The sequence below is a fragment of the Sanguibacter sp. Leaf3 genome (assembly GCF_001425965.1).
In the GTDB taxonomy this organism is placed as follows: Bacteria; Actinomycetota; Actinomycetes; order Actinomycetales; family Cellulomonadaceae; genus Sanguibacter; species Sanguibacter inulinus.
Genome location: NZ_LMRH01000001.1, coordinates 744146 through 762228 on the forward strand (window position 1 = coordinate 744146; position 18083 = coordinate 762228).

Genomic DNA, 18083 nt, shown 5'->3' on the forward strand with positions numbered 1-18083 from the left:
GTCCGGACCGGGTCAGTCTTGGGTGCGGTCCTGGGCTGCGGTGCCGTCGACCACGTCGACAGTCTCGGCCACGGCCCTGTAGCGGCGGCGGTTGTTCTGCTCCCACGCGAGGGCGAGCAGACCGAGACCTCCGCCCGTCGCGCAGACCACGAGGTTCGACCGCACGGAGAGGTCTGTCGTGAGCCCCACCACGGCGAGCACAGCAGCTGCCACGGCCCAGAGCGCGATGCCCGCCAGGATTGCGCGGCGCAGGTCGACCTGACGAGGCTGCGGGCCTGGTCGGCGCCGTTCCGGGTGGAGGAAGAGGTCGAAGAAGGTGCGCACGCCCTCAGCCTAGGTGGTCCGGGTGTGTCGCGGGTGTGATGAGATCGTGGTGAGGCTGCGGCGGAGGGTCGGGCACACTAGTCCCCATGGCGAACAGCACAACCCGTGACACAGCCGCGCCCGCAGGCGCGCTCGACCGATTCTTCAAGATCTCCGAGCGGGGCTCCTCGCTCACCTCCGAGATCCGAGGTGGCCTCGTCACCTTCTTCGCGATGAGCTACATCATCGTCCTCAACCCGATCATCCTCGGCAACGTCCAGGACGGCACCGGCCAGCTGCTCGGTGGCGGCACCGACGAGCCGAACATCACGATGATCGCGGCGGCGACTGCACTCATCGCCGGCGTCCTGTCGATCATCATGGGCCTCGTCGCGAACTTCCCGCTCGCGCTCGCGGCCGGCATGGGCCTCAACGCCGTCGTCGCGTACTCGATCGCCTCGCTGCCCGAGATGACCTGGGCCGACGCGATGGGCATCGTGGTGCTCGAGGGCATCATCATCCTGCTGCTCGTCCTCACGGGCTTCCGTGAGGCCGTGTTCCGCGCGGTCCCGCCCGAGCTCAAGGTCGCGATCAGCGTCGGCATCGGCCTGTTCATCGCCTTCGTCGGCATGGTCGACGCCGGCTTCGTGCGCCCGGGCTCCGGCACGCCCGTCGAGCTCGGTGTCGCCGGTTCTGTCGCCGGGTGGCCGCTGCTCGTCTTCGTCTTCGGTGTGCTCACCGCGATCGTGCTCATGGTCCGCAAGGTCAAGGGCGCCATCCTCATCTCGATCATCGCGTCCACGGTCGTCGCCGTGATCATCGAGGCCGTCGCCAAGGTCGGCGGGATGGTCGGCGCCGACGGCGTCCTGAACTCCCACGGCTGGAAGCTCAACGTCCCGCAGCTCCCGGACAGCGTGATCGACTGGCCCGACTTCTCGCTCCTCGGCCAGTTCTCGCTCTTCGGCTCCTTCGAGAAGATCGGCGCTGTCGCCGTCATCCTGCTCGTCTTCTCCCTCCTGCTCGCCGACTTCTTCGACACCATGGGCACGATGGTCGCCGTCGGCTCCGAGGCCGGCCTCGTCGACAAGGACGGCAACATCCCCAAGACGCGCCAGATCCTCGTCGTCGACTCGGTCGCCGCGATCGCCGGTGGTGCCGGTGGTGTCTCGTCCAACACCGGGTACGTCGAGTCCGCCGCGGGTGTCGGTGACGGTGCCCGCACGGGTCTCGCCTCCGTCGTCACAGGTGTCGCGTTCCTGCTCGCCACCCTCTTCGCCCCGCTCGTCGAGATGGTGCCCTCCGAGGCTGCCACACCGGCCCTCGTGGTCGTCGGCTTCCTCATGGTCATGCAGGTGACCGGCATCGACTGGAAGAACATGGAGCTCGCCATCCCGGCGTTCCTCACGATCGTCGTCATGCCCTTCACCTTCTCGATCACGGCGGGTATCGGCGCGGGCTTCATCACCTTCGTCGTCATCCGCATCGCGGTCGGCAAGGTCCGCCAGGTGCACCCGCTCATGTGGATCGCCGCGGTGCTCTTCGTCCTGTACTTCGTCCGCGGCCCGCTCGGCGACGCCCTCGGCGTCTTCTGACCGGAGGGTCGGGCGGGCTCCGCCGGCCCCACGGATCCGAGCCGTGCACCACGCACAGCCTGCACCTCGTGCACGTGCCTTCAGGGCTCTCGCACTCGCTCGACCAGCGCCCCGCCAGGGTCCGCTCCCCTGGGAGCGGACCCGGGCGGGGCGCTGTCGTAGGGTCTACTGCTGTGACACCCCGCCGCGTCTTCCGCCTCACCAACACGCTCCAGCGGTACGCGTGGGGGTCTCCGACGGCGATCCCGGAGATCCTGGGTGCGGAGCCAGACGGCCAGCCTGTCGCCGAGATGTGGCTCGGTGCGCACCCGCTCGCCCCCTCGCTCGCGACGGCTGTCGCCGGAGCGGCGGCGCGCGACGAGGCTGAGACCGTCGACCTCGCGGCCCTCGTCAGGTCGTCGCCCGACGCGATGCTCGGCCGCTCGGTCGTCGAGGCCTACGGTCCTCGGCTGCCCTTCTTGCTGAAGATCTTGGCTGCCGAGTCCTCGTTGTCCCTCCAGGTGCACCCGCACCCGCACGTGGCCCGGGCAGGCTTCCGCCGGGAGACCGCTGCGGGCATCGCGCTCGACGCGCCCTCGCGCAACTACAAGGACGACCAGCACAAGCCCGAGATGCTCCTCGCGCTCACACCCTTCGAGGGGCTGTGCGGCTTCCGTCGGCCGGCGCGCACCCTGGCCCTGCTCGAGGGCCTCGACGGAGACTTCGTCGCCAGGATGCGCGAGGCCCTGCGGGCGTCTCCTGACGCTGACGGCGTCCGGGCAGCCTTCGCGGTCGCGCTCTCGGCCCGCGACGTGGACTGCACCGACGACCTCGCCCGCACCGTGGCCTCCGTGCGGGCCCGGATCGACGCCGGGCTCTCGACGTCCCGGGCCGACCAGACCGTGCTCGACCTCGACGGGTGGTTCCCCGGCGACCCCGGCGCGCTCGTCTCGATCATGCTCAACAGGGTCTCCCTGGCTCCGGGTGAGGCCGTCTTCCTCGCCGCGGGGGAGGTCCACGCCTACCTGACCGGTGTCGGTGTCGAGGTGATGGCGAGCTCGGACAACGTGCTGCGCGCCGGGCTGACCACCAAGCGCGTGGACGTCGAGGAGCTGATGTCCTGCGCGAGCTACGCGCCGCGACCGCCTCAGCGGCCGGTCCTGCGCGCCGAGCCTGGCGGGCTGACCGCGTACAGGGCGCCCGTCCCGGAGTTCTCCCTGCTGTTCGGGGCGGTGAGCGGGAGTGCGCTCGTCACGCACGACGGCCCGCGCATCGTCCTGTGCCTCGACGGGCGGCTCACGCTCTCGGGGCCGCTCGGCCCTGTCGCGACGCTCGACCGCGGCGAGTCGGTCTTCGTCCCGCACGACGCGGGTCACATGACGCTCGAGGGCGACGGGCAGGTCGTCGTCGCCTACGTGCCCTGACGCGCTGCGCCGAGCGGCGCACCCGACCAGGTCTGCCAGGCGGCCGATCAGGCCAGCCGTCCGGGGGCGTCGTCGCACCCGCAGACCCTTTCATTACCTAGGGTAATGAGTTAGGGTAAGGACAGTGACAACACCTGACGCCTGCGCCCCCGGGACCCTCGGAGGCCAGCTCCGCGTGGCGCTGACCCGGATCTCCCGACGACTCCGGAGCCAGCGCGGTGAGGCCGACCTCCCCGAGGGACAGTTCGCAGTCCTCACCACGATCTACAAGCACGGCCCGATGACGCCCGGCGCGCTCGCCGACCACGAGCACATCCGCCCGCCGTCGATGACGCGCACGGTCAACGCGCTCGCCGAGCTAGGACTCGTGACCAAGGTCGGGCACGAGACCGACAAGAGGCTCGTCCTCGTCGAGCTGACGACGACGGGCCGCGACGAAGTGAGAGAGACCAGGCGACGCCGCGAGGCCTGGTTGACCAAGAACCTGGGTCAGCTGACCCCCGAAGAACGGCAGACGCTCGCAGCGGCGAGCGAGCTGCTCGTGAGGATCGCCAGTCGATGAGCCCTACCTTCGCCTCCCTGAGGTACTACAACTACAGACTCTGGTTCAGCGCCGCCCTCGTGGCGAACGTCGGGACCTGGATGCAGCGCGTGGCCCAGGACTGGCTCGTGCTCACGGTCCTCACCGACAACTCGGGGACCGCCGTCGGCATCGTCACCGCGCTGCAGTTCTTGCCCGTCCTCGCGCTCTCGGCGTGGGCCGGTGTGCTTGCCGACCGCGTCGACCGCCGCAAGCTGCTGATCATCACCCAGACCGCCCTCGGCGTGCTCGCCCTCGCCCTCGGGGCGCTCGTGCTCTCAGGTCACGCCGAGCTCTGGCACGTGTACGTCTTCGCGGCGCTCCTCGGCTGTGTCACGGCGATCGACAACCCCGTGCGCCAGACCTTCGTCGCCGAGATGGTGCCCAAGGAGAAGCTCTCCAACGCCGTGGGCCTCAACTCCGCAGGCTTCAACGCCGCGCGCCTCGTCGGTCCTGGTGCGGCCGGTCTGCTCATCGCAGCCTTCGGCCCGGGGTGGATGTTCATCATCAACGGGCTGACCTTCGCCGCGGTGATCGTCGCGATGACCCGCATGCGCGTGAGCGAGCTCAACAGGCTGCCTGTGGCCCCACGGGCCAAGGGGCAGATCCGCGAGGGCGTCAGGTACGTGCGCAACCGCAGCGACATCGTCGTCATCATGTGCGTGGTCTGCGTCGTGTCGACCTTCGGCCTGAACTTCCAGCTGACCTCGGCCGTCATGGCGACGGCAGAGTTCGGCAAGGGTGCGGGGGAGTACGGGATCCTCGGGTCCATCCTCGCGATCGGGTCCCTGGCCGGTGCGCTCCTCGCTGCCCGCCGCGAGCGTCCCCGGGTGAGGCTCGTCATCGGGTCGGCCTTCGCCTTCGGTGTCTCGACAGGTCTGATGGCGATCATGCCGACCTACTGGACCTACGCGCTGATGAGCATCCCCGTCGGGTTCTCGAGCCTGACCATGCTCACGGCCGCGAACTCGACCATCCAGATGTCGACCGAGCCGCAGATGCGCGGCCGGGTCATGGCGCTCTACATGATGGTCTTCCTCGGGGCCACGCCGATCGGCTCGCCCGTGGTCGGGTGGATCGCGGAGACCTACGGTGCCCGCTGGGCGATCGGCATCGGCTCGATCACCGCGCTGCTCGTGGCCGCAGGTGCCGCGCTGTGGACCAAGAAGAACTGGGACTACACCGTCACCTACCAGGTGTTCCACCGCCCCCACGTCGAGGTCACCTACGCACCCTCGGCCGACGCCGTCCACAGACCCGCAGACGAGGCCCATGCCCGCCGCGACGTCGCCGACGACCTCGGCGTCCAAGAGGCGAAAGACCGCACGACCGCGACCTGACGGTCGACGCCCCGGCAGGCGGGGCTCAGGCGCTGTGCTCGACCAGGTGGTCGACGCAGGCTGTGAGGGCCTGGACGTCGGAGGGGTCGACGGAGGGGAACATCGCGACGCGCAGCTGGTTGCGGCCGAGCTTGCGGTACGGGTCGACGTCGACGACCCCGTGCTCGCGGAGCGTCCGTGCGATCGCTGCGGCGTCGATGCTCTCGTCGAGGTCGATCGTGCCGACGACAGTCGAGCGGTCGGCAGGGTCGGCCACGAAGGGGGTCGCCCACTCGCGGCTCTCTGCCCACGAGTAGAGGTGTGCCGCTGACTCGGCCGTCCGCGCCGCAGCCCAGTCGAGACCCCCCTGGTCGAGCATCCACCGAACCTGCTCACCGAGCAGGAACAGCGTCGCGATCGCCGGGGTGTTCAGCGTCTGGTTGGCCCGAGAGTTCGTCAGTGCCGTCTGCAGGGACAAGAACTCCGGGATCCACCGGCCGCGCGTCGCGATCTGACCGATGCGCTCCACGGCTGCGGGGGAGACCACCGCGAGCCAGAGCCCGCCGTCGGAGGCGAAGGACTTCTGCGGGGCGAAGTAGTAGACGTCGGTCTCGGCGATGTCGACGGGCAGGCCTCCCGCGCCGGAGGTCGCGTCGATGACCGTGAGCGCGTCGGCCGCCGCCCCGGCGATGCGCCGGACAGGTGCCATCGCACCGGTGGACGTCTCGTTGTGAGCCCAGGCGTAGACGTCGGCGTCGTCGACCGCGACGGGCAGCGCCACGGTGCCCGGTGCCCCGGTCGTCACGGCCGACCTCTCGAGGAAGGGTGCTGCTGTCGTGGCGGCGGCGAACTTGCCGCCGAACTCGCCGAACACGCCGTGCGCCGCGCGGTCGCGCACGAGCGAGAAGGTCGCGGCGTCCCAGAAGGCTGTCGACCCGCCGTTGCCGAGGACGACCTCATAGCCCTCGGGCACGTCGAAGAGCTCGGCGAGGCCGGACCGCACCCGGCCCACGAGGTCTTTGACAGGGGGCTGCCTGTGGGACGTGCCGAGCAGCGTCCGGCCGGTCGAGGCGAGCGCGTCGAGCTGCGCGTCGCGGACCTTCCCCGGGCCGCTCCCGAAGCGGCCGTCGGCGGGCAGGAGGGCGGCGGGGATGCTGGGCATGGCGGTCACGAGGCCCACCTTAGCCCCCGGTCAGGGGCCTCGCCCCGCGTCTGCGCAGGGCGAGATAGGCTGTCCGGAGAAGACGTGTGGACGATGCGACGGGGCCCTGAGCGGCTCCGGCCGGCACCCCTGTGCCTCTCGACGGGCTCCTCGGAGCCCGCCGGGGTCGTCCGGCGCCACCTGACGCACTGGAGGAACGCGTGAGCGACCTGATCGACACCACCGAGATGTACCTGCGGACCATCTACGAGCTGGCCGAAGAGGGCATCGTCCCGCTGCGGGCGCGCATCGCGGAGCGTCTGGGGCACTCGGGGCCGACGGTCTCGCAGACCGTCGCCCGCATGGAGCGCGACGGTCTCGTCGTCGTCAGCGGCGACCGTCACCTCGAGCTCACCGAGGTCGGCCAGACCAAGGCCATGCGCGTCATGCGCAAGCACAGGCTGGCCGAGCGGCTGCTCACCGACGTCATCGGTCTCGACTGGGCCTTCGTCCACGAAGAGGCCTGCCGCTGGGAGCACGTGATGAGCGACCGCGTAGAGAAGCGCCTCGTCGACCTCCTCGACCACCCGCACTTCTCGCCGTACGGGAACCCGATCCCGGGCCTGGTCGAGCTCGGCGAGGGTGCCGCTGCGGTCGGGTTCCTCGACGGCGTGGTCTCGCTCAAGGCGGCTGTCACGGCTCACCCCGACGAGTCCTTCGAGGCGACCGTGGCCCGGCTGGGCGAGCCTCTGCAGACCGACATCGAGCTCCTGGAGCGTCTGGCGGGCAGCGGGGTCGTCCCTGGGGGGCAGATCACAGTCGGGCGGACGGAGTCCGGCATCGGCATCTCGGTGACCTCAGAAGGCGCTGACCTGGTGCTCGACCTCCCCGAAGAGGTCTCGCGCCACATCTTCGTCTCAGAGTGAGACCTGGGTCACATTATTTCTCGTGACCTGAGCGTGACATTTGCTGAAAACCTGTTGTACCTTCGTGGAGCGTCATAGGCAGTCATGCCGAAGACGCGCTCGTGCAGATCGCCTAACCCTGCCACTGCATGAGCCGCCGACAACCCGCATGGCAGGGACGGGGGACCCAAATCTGGGCGCTGCTCGCAGCGTCCTTGGGGTGAAGCCCTACGACCGTCTGACGGTCGTGAGGCCGAGTGTTCTCCTACTCGAACCCGACAGCTGACCTCGCAGGCGTACTGGAGAGAACTTGTGACTACTAGCACTGCTCGTGCCCGCCACCGCGCGGCACGGCGTCCCTTGGCGCCGCTGACCTCGATCGCCTCCGTGGCCAGCGAGAACGCAGCAACCGTCGGACGCCGGACGGCCCTCGTGGCTGCGTCCTCTGGCCTCATCGTCTCCCTGATGGGTGCCACCTCTGCCTCGGCAGCCCCCCTCCCCTCTGACGCCTCGGTCGCGACCGTCGACGTCGCGTCGCTCAAGGCCGAGGCTCGCGCCGCGCTCAGCACGGCTCCGGCCGTGACTGTCGCCGCCGACGCCTCCTGGACCGTCGAGCAGACCGACATGGTCGTCACCCCGGCGCCCGAGCCCGAGCCGGAGCCGGAGCCCGTCCGCGCTCCTGCAGCCGCCTCGCGTACCGCCGAGCGCACCTCGATCTCTGCTGACACGCAGACCGAGTCCACGGAGTCGACCTCTGAGGTCGCCGCCGAGGCTCCTGTCGAGGCTGCAGCGCCGGTCCCCGCCTCCGCGAGCGGCTCGGCCATCCTCGACGTCGCTGGTCGCTACGTCGGCGTGCCGTACGTCTCGGGTGGCACCACCCCCGACGGCTTCGACTGCTCGGGCTTCACCTCGTACGTCTTCGCCCAGCTCGGCATCAACCTGCCGCGCACCTCTGGTGCCCAGGCCTCGGCCGGCACCGTCGTGTCCCGCGCCGACGCCCAGCCTGGCGACCTGATCTACTCGCCCGGGCACATCGCGATCTACGCGGGTGGCAACTCGCAGATCGACGCACCGCGCCCCGGCAAGACGATCCAGTTCCGTGAGATCTGGCAGTCCAACCCGACGTTCATCCGCATCGGCTGACACGTCGTCCTGCCTCGGCAGACGCCTCGCCACGAGAGCCCGGACCGCACTGCGGTCCGGGCTCTCGTGCGTCCGCGACGCTCGTGAATCTCGCGGGGCCGCCGAACGTGTTCTCAGCGTCATGAGCGGGTAATGTACGGGACAAGCACCGCCGCTTGTCCGTGATGCAGGAGGAGAACGCCATGTCGCACTCAGATGCCATCCTCGTCGGTGTCGACGGCTCGGTCTCGAGCCTCCACGCGCTCGACTGGGCCATCGCCCACGCGTCGAGATCAGGTCAGCCGATCACCGCGGTCTGCTCGTACTCCCTCCCGTCCTTCGCGGCGGCCTCCCTCGACGGCGGGTACGCAGCGCTCGACGACAACGCGATCCAGGACGGCGCTCGTTCGGTGCTCGACGACGCCCGGGAGCGTGCAGCCCGCTCCGGCGTCACGCTGACGACCGAGCTCGCCGCCGGCGACGCGGCCGGGGTGCTCGTCGAGCGCTCCAAGGACTTCTCCCTCGCCGTCGTGGGCACCCGTGGGCGCGGTGGCTTCGCAGAGCGCCTGCTCGGCACGGTCTCCTCGGCGCTCCCGGCGCACGGGCACTGCCCGACCGTCGTGGTGCCCTACCGCGGCAGCGGCGACCCCGACGCGAGCGTCCCGACCCACCCGATGAAGCGCGTCGTGGTGGGGGTCGACGGCTCACCGTCGGCCTACGGCGCCCTGCACGCCGCGATCCACCAGGCGAACCTCTGGGGTGCCGAGATCGTCGCCGTGGCGGGAGTCCCGGTCGGATCGGGCGCGGGCATGCTCGCCTGGCTGCCGGCAGCCATCGACCACGAGCAGGTGCTCGCCGACGTCACCGACGCGCTCAACTCGATCGTCGACAAGGCCGAGGCGGCGCACCCCGGCACCGTCGTGCGCCGCATCGTGCTCGACGGCAGCGGAGCCGAGCTGCTCACCGAGTTCTCCGAGGCGAGCGACCTCCTGGTGGTCGGCTCCCGAGGGCGGGGAGGCTTCGCAGGTCTCCTCCTCGGCTCGACGAGCCAGGCCGTGCTGCACCACTCCACCTGCCCCGTGATGGTCGTCAACAAGCACTGCGAGATCCCCGCAGACTGACCCGCGGGCCGGACGAGAGGTCCGGCCGGGTCGCCCGCGCACGGCGTCTCGACCGGACCTCGCGCTGGGCTGGTGCTCAGTTCTTGGTGCGGTACAGCCGCATGGTGATCGGCGCGAACACGAGGGTGAGCGCCGCAGCGGCGACGAGCACCCAGACGACGTCGCCGAACTGCGCGGTGCCGCCCATCAGCCCGCGGATCGCCGTGACGAGGTGGGTCACCGGGTTGACGTCCACGACAGCTCGCAGCGCCGACGGCATGGTCGCCGGGTCGACGAAGATGTTCGACGCGAAGGTGAGCGGCATGAGGATGAGCATCGAGACACCCATAACGGCGTTGGGCGTGCGCATCAGCAGGCCGAAGATGGTGAAGATCCAGCTGAGCGAGAAGGCGAAGACGAGCAGCAGCGCCACGGCTGCGAGCGTCCCGGGCAGCCCGCCGTCGGGCCTGTAGCCCAGGACGAGCCCGAGGCCGATCGTGATGACCGAGGCGATCGTGTAGCGCACGGTGTCGCCGAGCAGCGCGCCGACGATCGGGGCCGGGCGCCAGATGGGCAGCGACCTGAACCTGTCGAAGACGCCCTTGGTGATGTCCGTGTTGAGCGTGAACCCCGTGTACACGGTGATGATGAGGACGGTCTGGACGAGGATGCCGGGCAGCAAGAACCGCAGGTAGGTCGCGGTGTCGCCGGCGATCGCCCCGCCGAAGAGATACGTGAACATCAGCGTGAAGATGATCGGAGTGAGCGTGACGTCGAACAGCTGCTCGGGCACGTGCTTGATCTTCAGCAGGGCCCGCCAGGCGAAGGTCAGGGTGTTCTCGATCGCCGAGGGGCGCGTCGGACGGCTGTCGAGGGATACCGCGGACCGCAGCGTGGTGGCCGACGTCGTCGGGCTGTCGGTGGTGCTCATGAGGTGGCCTCCTCGGAGGGCTGCTCGGCGTCTGCCGGGCTCGTGGGGTCGGTCGGCTGACCTGTGAGGGCGAGGAACACCTCGTCGAGGCTCGGCTGGCCGAGCGAGAACTCGGGCACGTGGATCCCCGCCTCGTGGAGGCGGGGGAGGATCTGGTAGGCCTGCGCGGAGCCGTCGGCGCTGCTGTCGATGCGGGCCGAGAGCGCCGACGGGTCGGGGGACAACGACACGGCGTCGGGGTCGCCGAGGAGTGCGGCGACGATCCGCGCCGCCTCGTCCCGTCGGCTCTGGTCGGCGAGGCGCAGCTGGACCGAGCCTGAGCCGACAGAGCTCTTGAGCTCGGGGGCGGTTCCCTCGGCGATCACCTTCCCGTGGTCGACCACGGCGATGCGGTTCGCGAGCTGGTCGGCCTCTTCGAGGTACTGGGTGGTCAGCAGGACGGTGGCACCGTCGGCGACGAGCACCCGGACGATGTCCCACACGTCGTTGCGGCTGCGCGGGTCGAGCCCCGTGGTGGGTTCGTCGAGGAACAGCACGGACGGGCTCATGACCAGGCTCGCCGCGAGGTCGATCCGGCGTCGCATGCCGCCCGAGTACGTCTTGACCTGCTTGCCGGCCGCCTCCGTGAGGTCGAAGGCCTCGAGCAGGTCGGCACCCCGTCGTCGAGCGGCAGCCCGCGTGAAGCCGTAGAGGCGCGCGAGCACCATGAGGTTCTCGGCGCCCGTGAGGTCTTCGTCGACGGAGGCGTACTGCCCCGTGAGCCCGACGAGGCTGCGGACCGTGTCGGCCTCGCGGAGGATGTCGTGCCCCAAGATGCTCGCGCTGCCCGCGTCGGGGCGCAGGAGGGTGGCGAGCATGCGGACGGCTGTCGTCTTGCCGGCTCCGTTGGGTCCGAGCACGCCGTACACCGTGCCGGCGGGGACGGCAAGGTCGATGCCGTCGACCGCACGCGTCGTGCCGAAGTGCTTGACGAGCCCGTGAGCCTCGATCGCGTAGGAGGTCATGGCGACCATCCTGTGCCTCGGCTGTGAGGGGCGGCTACTTCTTTCTTGCGCAGTTGTGCGGGTCCAGGTCAGCGGGTCGCGAGGACGTCCCGCAGCCTGTCGAGACCGAGGTCGAGGTCGTCCAGGGTGATGGTCAGCGGGGGAGCGAGCCGGATCGTCGTGCCGTGCGTGTCCTTGGCGAGCACGCCCGCGTCCCGCAGGGCGAGGCAGAGCTCTCGGCCTGACTCCCACGTCGGCGGCAGGTCGACTCCGGCCCACAGGCCCGCGCCCCGGACCTCGGTGAGCAGCTCGGACTCGACCATCTCGTCGAGACGCAGCTGGAGGTGGTCGCCGAGCTCCGCGGCGCGCTCCTGCACCTCGCCGGTGTCGAGGAGCCTGACGACGGCGCGACCCACGGCGCAGGCGAGCGGGTTGCCCCCGAAGGTCGAGCCGTGGGTGCCCGGGGTGAAGACGTCGAGGACGTCAGACCGCCCGACGACAGCGCTCACCGGCAAGATCCCGCCACCGAGCGCCTTGCCGAGGGTCACGAGGTCGGGGCGGACGTTCCAGAGCTCGCACGCGAGAGTCGTCCCTGTGCGACCGAGCCCGGACTGGATCTCGTCGGCGACGAGCAGGATCCCGGCGTCGTCGCAGACCGTCCGCAGCGAGGCCCAGAAGCCTGGCGGGGGCACGACCACACCGGCCTCGCCCTGGATCGGCTCCATGAGCACCGCGACTGTGGTCTCGTCGACGGCCGCCGCGACGGCCTCGGCGTCTCCGTAGGGGACGACGCGGAAGCCCGGGGTGAAGGGGCCGTAGCCCTCGCGGGCCTCGTCGTCGGTCGAGAAGGACACGACCGTCGTGGTGCGCCCGTGGAAGTTGTCGCGCGCGACGATGATCGTCGGCTCGGCGATCCCGCGCCTGTGGCCCCACTTGCGGACCGCCTTGACCGCGGTCTCGACGGCCTCTGCGCCGGTGTTCATCGGCAGCATCGCGGCGTGGGTGCCCTCGAGGGCGAGCGAGTCACCGACGAGGGCGCAGAGCTCGTCCGCGAAGGGGCCGAGCTGGTCGTTGTCGAAGGCGCGCGACGTCAGCGTCACGCGTCCGAGCTGTTCGACCGCAGCCGCCACGAGGGTCGGGTGCCTGTGCCCGAAGTTGAGCGCCGAGTATCCGGAGAGCAGGTCCAGGTACCGGCGACCGTCGGTGTCCGTGACCCAGGATCCCTCGCCGTGCGCGACGGTGACCGGGAGCGGCGCGTAGTTGTGCACCAGGTGGTCTCTGGTCTCGACGTGCGTCCCGTCCATGGTCGGCTCCTCTCAGCCCGCCGCCCGGATCTCGAGCGTGCAGCACTTCGCGCCGCCTCCGCCGAGCAGCAGCTCGGACGTGTCGACGCCGATCGGTTCGTAGCCGCGCTCTCTCAGCTGCGCCTGGAGGCGCGTCGCGGCGGGGTTGAGGATCACGTGGTGGCCGTCGGAGACGGCGTTGAGCCCGAGGACCGTCGCGTCGGACTCGGCAGCGTGGACGGCGTCGGGGAAGAGGTCCGCCAGGACCGCACGGCTCTCAGCCGAGAAGGCGTCCGGGTAGTACGCGACCTTGCCGGGGGCGGTGCCGCCCTCGGAGCCCTCGAGGACTGTGAGCGCGGTGTCGAGGTGGTAGAACCGCGGGTCGACGAGCTCGAGGGTCACGACCTCGCGGCCCCAGAGCCTCGCGGCCTCGGCGTGCGCGGCCGTGTCGGTGCGGAAGCCCGTCCCGGCGAGGGAGAGGGGGCCGACCGTGAGGATGTCGCCCTCGCCCTCGTTGCGCTCGAGGGCGTCGTGCACCTCGAAGCCGTTCTCGGCGAACCACTGCAGGTAGACGGCGGCCTCGGGGGCACGCTCGGGGTGGGTGAACAGGGCGCTGTAGACGACGCCGTCGACGACAGTCGCACCGTTCGCCGCGTAGACCATGTCAGGGAGCCCCGGCACGGGCTCCACGAGGTCGACGGTGTGCCCGAGGTCGAGGTACACGTCGCGCAGACGCTCCCACTGCTCGACGGCGCGCGCCGTGTCCGTCGGGCGGCTCACGTCCATCCACGGGTTGATCTCGTAGCTCACCGTGAAGTACTCCGGACGGCACATGAGATAACGGCGGGCGTGGGCTGCGGTCATCGGCGGGCTCCTCAGGCTGTCGCTCGTGGCGAGGGGTGACGCTGAGCCGTCCGGAGGGTCTCCCGGCCGGCCGTCGCACTGTCTGTGTGATGGCCGACACTACGCCCCGACCTGCGAGAGCGCGCGGGAACACCTCGCGCTCCGCGGGTCCACCCCTCACCCGAGGACCGAGCTCGCGCGCGAGGTCGTACGGACACGCCGAATACCGGGCGATCCGGGGCTGTTCTGGCGTGTCTGTACGACCTCGAGGTCAGGAGGGCGACCTCGCCGTAGGGAGGGCGACCTCTCCGGTCACGGGAGGCGCCTGTGGGGCCCGGGGCAGGCCCGGGGTCAGGCGGCGTCGAGCTCGCGGGACACCCTGTGCAGCGCCAGGCGGAGCATGAGCCCGAGGGGTACCCCGAGGAGCGGGGACGTCAGGCGGGCCGGGAGCGGTCCGGCGAGGTAGACCTCTTCCCACCAGGTGACCAGGCTCGTCGCGTGGTCGACGGGCTCGACGTCGATGCCCGCCGTCCCCTCGAGCAGCGGTCCGGCCTTGCGCAGCACGAGCCTGTGGCGCTCGGTGCCGCTCAGCGCGTCGCCGGCGGGACGTTCGAGACCGACGACCTCCATGCGGTCGACGATCCCCGGGTGGCTGTACATGGTGAACCGAGCGCCCGACGGCAGGGGGCCGTCGGGGAGCGGGCGGCCCGATGGTTCCACGGGGAACGAACCCCAGGTCAGCGGGATCCACCGCGAGTGGTGGCGGACGTCGGCCACCAGGTCGAAGACGTCAGCGGGCTGCCCGGGCAGCTCCCGGGAGACGCTCACCCGTCGGAGACCTCGGCCCTCGGCTGCAGCGTCGTGCGCTGCCGGACGCCCCGTCACGACTCGTCCGTGCCGGAGGTGCGGCCGGAGCCGACCTCGCTCGACCTCCCGCGGCCGATCCGTGCCCGTCGGGCGCGGTCGACCAGCGGGATCTTCGAGGCACGACCGGGCTCGACGGACTCGTAGACCTTGCTGGAGGCCTTCGAGCGGGCTGGGCCCACCTCGCGCGCGAAGTGCGCGGGCGGCTCGCCGAAGGCCTTGGTCGCCTGGTGCGCGACCGTGCGGGCGAGCGCCCGACCACCTGCGACGCCGACGACGGCACCGATGCCGAAGGGGATGACGCGGCCCATCATGAGCGAGGTCTGCTTGGCGATCTGCCGCTTGACGAACCGCCGCGTCAGCACCTTGTTGACCTGCCGGATCGTGCTCTTCGGCATGGTCGTCATCAGGGCGGTGCCCCAGGCTGCCGCCGACTTGCCCGACACCTCTTCGACCGACCTCGCGCCGGACTCGCCGAGGACCGTGGCGAGCAGCAGCGCGCGGCGACGGTCGAGGTCGTCGGCCTCCACCCCGTGGACCTCTGCCACGCACAGCGCGTAGGCGGCCGAGGCGCTGAAGAAGGTCGCGACGTCACCACCGCTGAGGATCATCGACACCCCCGTGCCCACCCCGGGGAACGCCGCCGCAGCACCCACGGCGCCGCCGGCGCCCTGGAGCACGAGCGAGTACTCCTTGGTCAGCAGCGTGACGATCTGCTGGGGCGACGCCTCGGGGTTGCGTCGGCGCAGGCTGTCGACGTGCGCCCGCACGGTCGAGGACGGCAGGGTGATCGCCTGGTCGAGGGCTGCGTCGATCAGCGGGGTCCGGGCGAAGGACAGCTTCTGGGTCACAGTGGCTCCTTGCGGTTCGTCGTGGGTCGGCCGGCAGGGGTGGCGCGGCCGGGTGGAGCTGGCGCGACCCTGCCCAGGGCCGCGCCACCCGAGATCATTCGGTCGTCGACACCGAGGCGATGGTCAGCTCGACGGTCGCGCCGGCCTTGAGCGTGCGACCGACGGTGCAGGACGCGTCGACCGCGCGGTTGACGACGGTCAGCAGGCGCTCGCGGGCCTCGTCGTCGAGGCCGGAGAGGTCGAGCTCGAGACGTTCGGTGAGCACCGGGTAGCGGTCTTCCTCGGGATCCGAGACACCTGCGACGTGCACGGTGGCCGCGTAGTCGTCGCCGAGGCGACGCGCGAGGGTGACGTCCGAGGCGAAGCCTGTGCAGGCGGCGAGGGCGATCTTGAGGAGCTCGCCGGGGGTGAAGGTGCCCTCGACGTCGAGACCGCCGAGCTGCACCTCGCCTCCGCGGGCGCTGCGGCCGACGTACCGGCGACCGCCGGTCCGCTCGACCCAGAGCGCCGGCTGCGTGCCGGGCTGGGGTGCGGGGGAGACTGTGCCGGGTGCGGGGTTGGTGTCCTGGGTCATCTGGTGATTCTTCCACCGGCTCGGCCGTCGCGCCCGGGGTGTCCGCCCAGGGCGGAGCGCGACGAGGCGTTCGGCCGTCGCGCGGCCTGACCCGGGCCGTTTGTCCAGATGCTGGAGGCGCTCTGGCCTCATGGTGAGACAGGACTACGGTTCTTCGGTACCGTCACCGACGTGTCGAGCACGGCCTCTTGTTCCCCCGGCCCCGCGCTGCAGCCTCCAGTGCCAGCGCGCCGCCGCCCGGACGCCCGTCCGCGAACGACGCCTCGCACGTGAGCGCCCACCGACCGGAGCACCACATGTCCACCACAGCAGCACCCGCCCGACCGCTGAACTCCCGCGGGAGGGTCATCACCGCGAGCCTCGTCGGCACGACGATCGAGTTCTACGACTTCTACGTCTACGCGACCGCGGCAGTCCTCGTCTTCCCGACGTTGTTCTTCCCCACGGGCAACGACACCACGGCGCTCCTCGCCTCCTTCGCCGTCTTCGGCGCGGCGATGGTCGCGCGGCCCGTCGGCGCGATCGTCTTCGGCCACCTCGGTGACAAGAAGGGCCGCAAGACGACCCTGGTCATCTCGCTGCTCACCATGGGGATCGCGACCTTCCTCATCGGCACGCTGCCCACCTTCGACTCGATCGGTGTCGCGGCGCCCGTCCTGCTGCTCGTCCTGCGCCTCGCGCAGGGCTTCGCGCTCGGTGGCGAGTGGTCCGGCGCCGCGCTCGTCGCGACCGAGAACGCCCCCGCGAACAAGCGCGCCTGGTACGGGACCTTCCCGCAGCTCGGCGCGCCGATCGGCTTCATCATCGCCAACGGGCTGTTCCTCACCATCAACGCCGTGCTCCCGCACCCCGAGGACTCGCTCCTGCAGTCCGAGGCCTTCCTCTCGTGGGGCTGGCGCATCCCGTTCCTGTTCTCGGCCGTCATGGTGATCATCGGTCTGTGGGTGCGGCTCAAGCTCGTCGAGTCCGAGGCCTTCGTCACGGCCGAGAAGAAGGGTGCGATCACCAAGACACCCCTCGCGACGGTGTTCAAGTTCCACTGGCGCCAGCTGGTCCTCGGCACGTTCATCATGCTCGCGACCTACGTGCTCTTCTACCTCATGACCAGCTTCACGCTCACCTACGGGACCAAGGCTGCTGACGCCGACCCCGCGGGCCTGGGCATCCCGTACGTGCACTTCGTCATCATGCAGATCATCGGCGTGATCTTCTTCGGGCTGTTCACGCTGATCTCCGGGCCTGTCGCCGACCTCATCGGACGTCGCCGGCTGCTCATCGGGGTGTCGAGCCTCATCGTGGTCTTCGGGCTGACCTTCCACCTATTCCTGGTGCCCCGCGCCGACGCGGCCTTCACGGGTGGTCTCGTCCAGGCCTTCCTCATCCTCGGCTTCACGCTCATGGGCGTGACCTTCGGGCCGATGGGTGCGCTGCTCCCCGAGCTGTTCCCGACCAACGTCCGGTACACAGGGTCCGCCATCGCCTACAACGTGAGCTCGATCCTGGGCGCTGCGCTCGCGCCGATCGTCGCGGTCGCGCTCTGGGCCCAGGCAGACGGCGACACCTGGCTCGTGGGGCTCTACCTGTCGGGAGCTGCTGTCCTCACCCTCGTCGCGGTGATCCTGTCCAAGGAGACCAAGGACGTCGACTACGGCCTCGCCTCGCACGAGGACGTCGCAGCCGAGCCTGCGACCGTGGGCAAGCGCTAGCGGCACGCCGCAGTCGAGAGGGGTCGGGTCCGGCGGGCCCGGCCCCTCTGTGCGTGGGGGGCGGGCCCGGGCGGGAGGCTCCTCGCTCGTCGTGCGCCATCGCCCGCAGTCGACTGCCTTCCGCCATCGTGCTGGGCCTGGGGATCGGGCGATCTAGCAGCCCGCCTGGTCGGGGCCGCCCGGGGGTACGGGCGCCTCCCGGAGATCGGTAGGGTTGCGGCCGTGACCGACATCCTGCCCCCGTGCCCCGAGTGCTCCTCCGTCTACACCTACGAGATGGGTGCGCTGCTCGTCTGCCCCGAGTGCGCCCACGAGTGGGAGCCTGCTGCGGGAGGCTCGGCCGAGGCGTCTGACGGCCCGCGCGAGATCCGCGACGCCGTCGGCAACGTGCTGCAGGACGGCGACACCGTCACCGTGGTCAAAGACCTCAAGGTCAAGGGCAGCGCGACCGCCATCAAGGTCGGCACCAAGGTGCGCGGCATCAGGCTCGTCGACGGGGTGGGCGACCACGACATCGACTGCAAGGTCGACGGCTTCGGTCCGATGCAGCTCAAGTCGAGCGTGGTGAAGAAGGTCTGACGCC

General features: G+C 70.5%; 18 protein-coding genes and 1 riboswitch. Of the genes, 9 read left to right on the top strand and 9 right to left on the bottom strand.

Annotation, left to right across the window (positions count from 1 at the left end; translation table 11 throughout):
- Window positions 1-12 precede the first annotated feature (12 nt).
- Window positions 13-324 carry a DUF2530 domain-containing protein gene (locus tag ASG53_RS03195; protein WP_056128398.1) on the bottom strand — a complete coding sequence of 104 codons (312 nt, stop codon included), beginning with the start codon at window positions 322-324 and terminating at the stop codon, window positions 13-15.
- An 86-nt stretch (window positions 325-410) separates the two neighbouring features.
- Here ASG53_RS03195 and ASG53_RS03200 point away from each other — a divergent pair, with 86 nt between their 5' ends.
- The 4 genes from ASG53_RS03200 to ASG53_RS03215 all read left to right on the top strand — a co-directional run bounded on the left by ASG53_RS03200 (window position 411) and on the right by ASG53_RS03215 (window position 5218).
- Entirely contained in the window at window positions 411-1895 is a 1485-nt protein-coding gene (locus ASG53_RS03200; RefSeq protein ID WP_056128402.1) for an NCS2 family permease, read from the top strand.
- Window positions 1896-2068: 173 nt separating this feature from the next.
- Window positions 2069-3298: a mannose-6-phosphate isomerase, class I gene (gene manA / locus ASG53_RS03205; RefSeq protein WP_056128405.1), complete on the top strand. Its 1230-nt coding sequence runs from the start codon at window positions 2069-2071 to the stop codon at window positions 3296-3298.
- Window positions 3299-3422: 124 nt separating this feature from the next.
- Window positions 3423-3860, top strand: coding sequence for a MarR family winged helix-turn-helix transcriptional regulator (locus ASG53_RS03210; protein ID WP_056128409.1), 438 nt, complete (start codon window positions 3423-3425; stop codon window positions 3858-3860).
- Window positions 3857-5218, top strand: a complete 1362-nt coding sequence (locus ASG53_RS03215) for an MFS transporter (RefSeq protein WP_056128412.1) — start codon at window positions 3857-3859, stop codon at window positions 5216-5218. The genes ASG53_RS03210 and ASG53_RS03215 overlap by 4 nt, the downstream gene beginning before the upstream one ends.
- 25 nt (window positions 5219-5243) lie before the next feature.
- On the opposite strand, the gene serC is transcribed toward ASG53_RS03215, so the two are convergent.
- Window positions 5244-6359: a phosphoserine transaminase gene (serC, locus tag ASG53_RS03220; RefSeq protein WP_056130567.1), complete on the bottom strand. Its 1116-nt coding sequence runs from the start codon at window positions 6357-6359 to the stop codon at window positions 5244-5246.
- A 200-nt stretch (window positions 6360-6559) separates the two neighbouring features.
- Here serC and ASG53_RS03225 point away from each other — a divergent pair, with 200 nt between their 5' ends.
- From ASG53_RS03225 to ASG53_RS03235, 3 genes are all read left to right on the top strand, one after another.
- Window positions 6560-7264: a metal-dependent transcriptional regulator gene (locus ASG53_RS03225; RefSeq protein WP_056128415.1), complete on the top strand. Its 705-nt coding sequence runs from the start codon at window positions 6560-6562 to the stop codon at window positions 7262-7264.
- A 124-nt stretch (window positions 7265-7388) separates the two neighbouring features.
- Window positions 7389-7555, top strand: a riboswitch (cyclic di-AMP (ydaO/yuaA leader).
- Window positions 7556-7708: 153 nt separating this feature from the next.
- On the top strand, window positions 7709-8386 hold the full coding sequence (locus ASG53_RS03230) for a C40 family peptidase (RefSeq protein ID WP_442983363.1): 678 nt from the start codon (window positions 7709-7711) through the stop codon (window positions 8384-8386).
- Between the two features lie 182 nt (window positions 8387-8568).
- A complete protein-coding gene (locus tag ASG53_RS03235; protein ID WP_056128420.1) occupies window positions 8569-9486 on the top strand; it encodes a universal stress protein in 918 nt (305 codons plus the stop codon).
- A gap of 76 nt (window positions 9487-9562) precedes the next feature.
- Here ASG53_RS03235 and ASG53_RS03240 read toward each other — a convergent pair whose 3' ends face one another.
- From ASG53_RS03240 to ASG53_RS03270, 7 genes are all read right to left on the bottom strand, one after another.
- Window positions 9563-10396, bottom strand: coding sequence for an ABC transporter permease (locus ASG53_RS03240; protein WP_056128423.1), 834 nt, complete (start codon window positions 10394-10396; stop codon window positions 9563-9565).
- Window positions 10393-11400 (bottom strand): ATP-binding cassette domain-containing protein, encoded by a 1008-nt coding sequence (locus ASG53_RS03245; RefSeq protein WP_156382648.1) that lies wholly within the window; start codon window positions 11398-11400, stop codon window positions 10393-10395. Before ASG53_RS03245 ends, ASG53_RS03240 begins: the two co-directional genes overlap by 4 nt.
- A 68-nt stretch (window positions 11401-11468) precedes the next feature.
- Window positions 11469-12683: an ornithine--oxo-acid transaminase gene (rocD, locus tag ASG53_RS03250; protein ID WP_056128428.1), complete on the bottom strand. Its 1215-nt coding sequence runs from the start codon at window positions 12681-12683 to the stop codon at window positions 11469-11471.
- A gap of 12 nt (window positions 12684-12695) precedes the next feature.
- Window positions 12696-13526 carry a dimethylargininase gene (gene ddaH / locus ASG53_RS03255; RefSeq protein WP_056128431.1) on the bottom strand — a complete coding sequence of 277 codons (831 nt, stop codon included), beginning with the start codon at window positions 13524-13526 and terminating at the stop codon, window positions 12696-12698.
- Between the two features lie 330 nt (window positions 13527-13856).
- A complete protein-coding gene (locus ASG53_RS03260) occupies window positions 13857-14333 on the bottom strand; it encodes an SRPBCC family protein (protein ID WP_162246128.1) in 477 nt (158 codons plus the stop codon).
- 53 nt (window positions 14334-14386) lie between these two features.
- On the bottom strand, window positions 14387-15220 hold the full coding sequence (locus ASG53_RS03265; protein ID WP_056128445.1) for a hypothetical protein: 834 nt from the start codon (window positions 15218-15220) through the stop codon (window positions 14387-14389).
- A 94-nt stretch (window positions 15221-15314) separates the two neighbouring features.
- The gene (locus tag ASG53_RS03270) at window positions 15315-15794 is read right to left on the bottom strand and encodes an OsmC family protein (protein WP_056128448.1); all 480 of its coding nucleotides are present in this window, start codon (window positions 15792-15794) and stop codon (window positions 15315-15317) included.
- 296 nt (window positions 15795-16090) lie between these two features.
- On the opposite strand from ASG53_RS03270, the gene ASG53_RS03275 reads away from it, so the two are divergent.
- The gene (locus tag ASG53_RS03275; protein WP_056128451.1) at window positions 16091-17500 is read left to right on the top strand and encodes an MFS transporter; all 1410 of its coding nucleotides are present in this window, start codon (window positions 16091-16093) and stop codon (window positions 17498-17500) included.
- A gap of 222 nt (window positions 17501-17722) precedes the next feature.
- The gene (locus tag ASG53_RS03280; RefSeq protein ID WP_056128455.1) at window positions 17723-18079 is read left to right on the top strand and encodes a zinc ribbon domain-containing protein YjdM; all 357 of its coding nucleotides are present in this window, start codon (window positions 17723-17725) and stop codon (window positions 18077-18079) included.
- Window positions 18080-18083 lie beyond the last annotated feature (4 nt).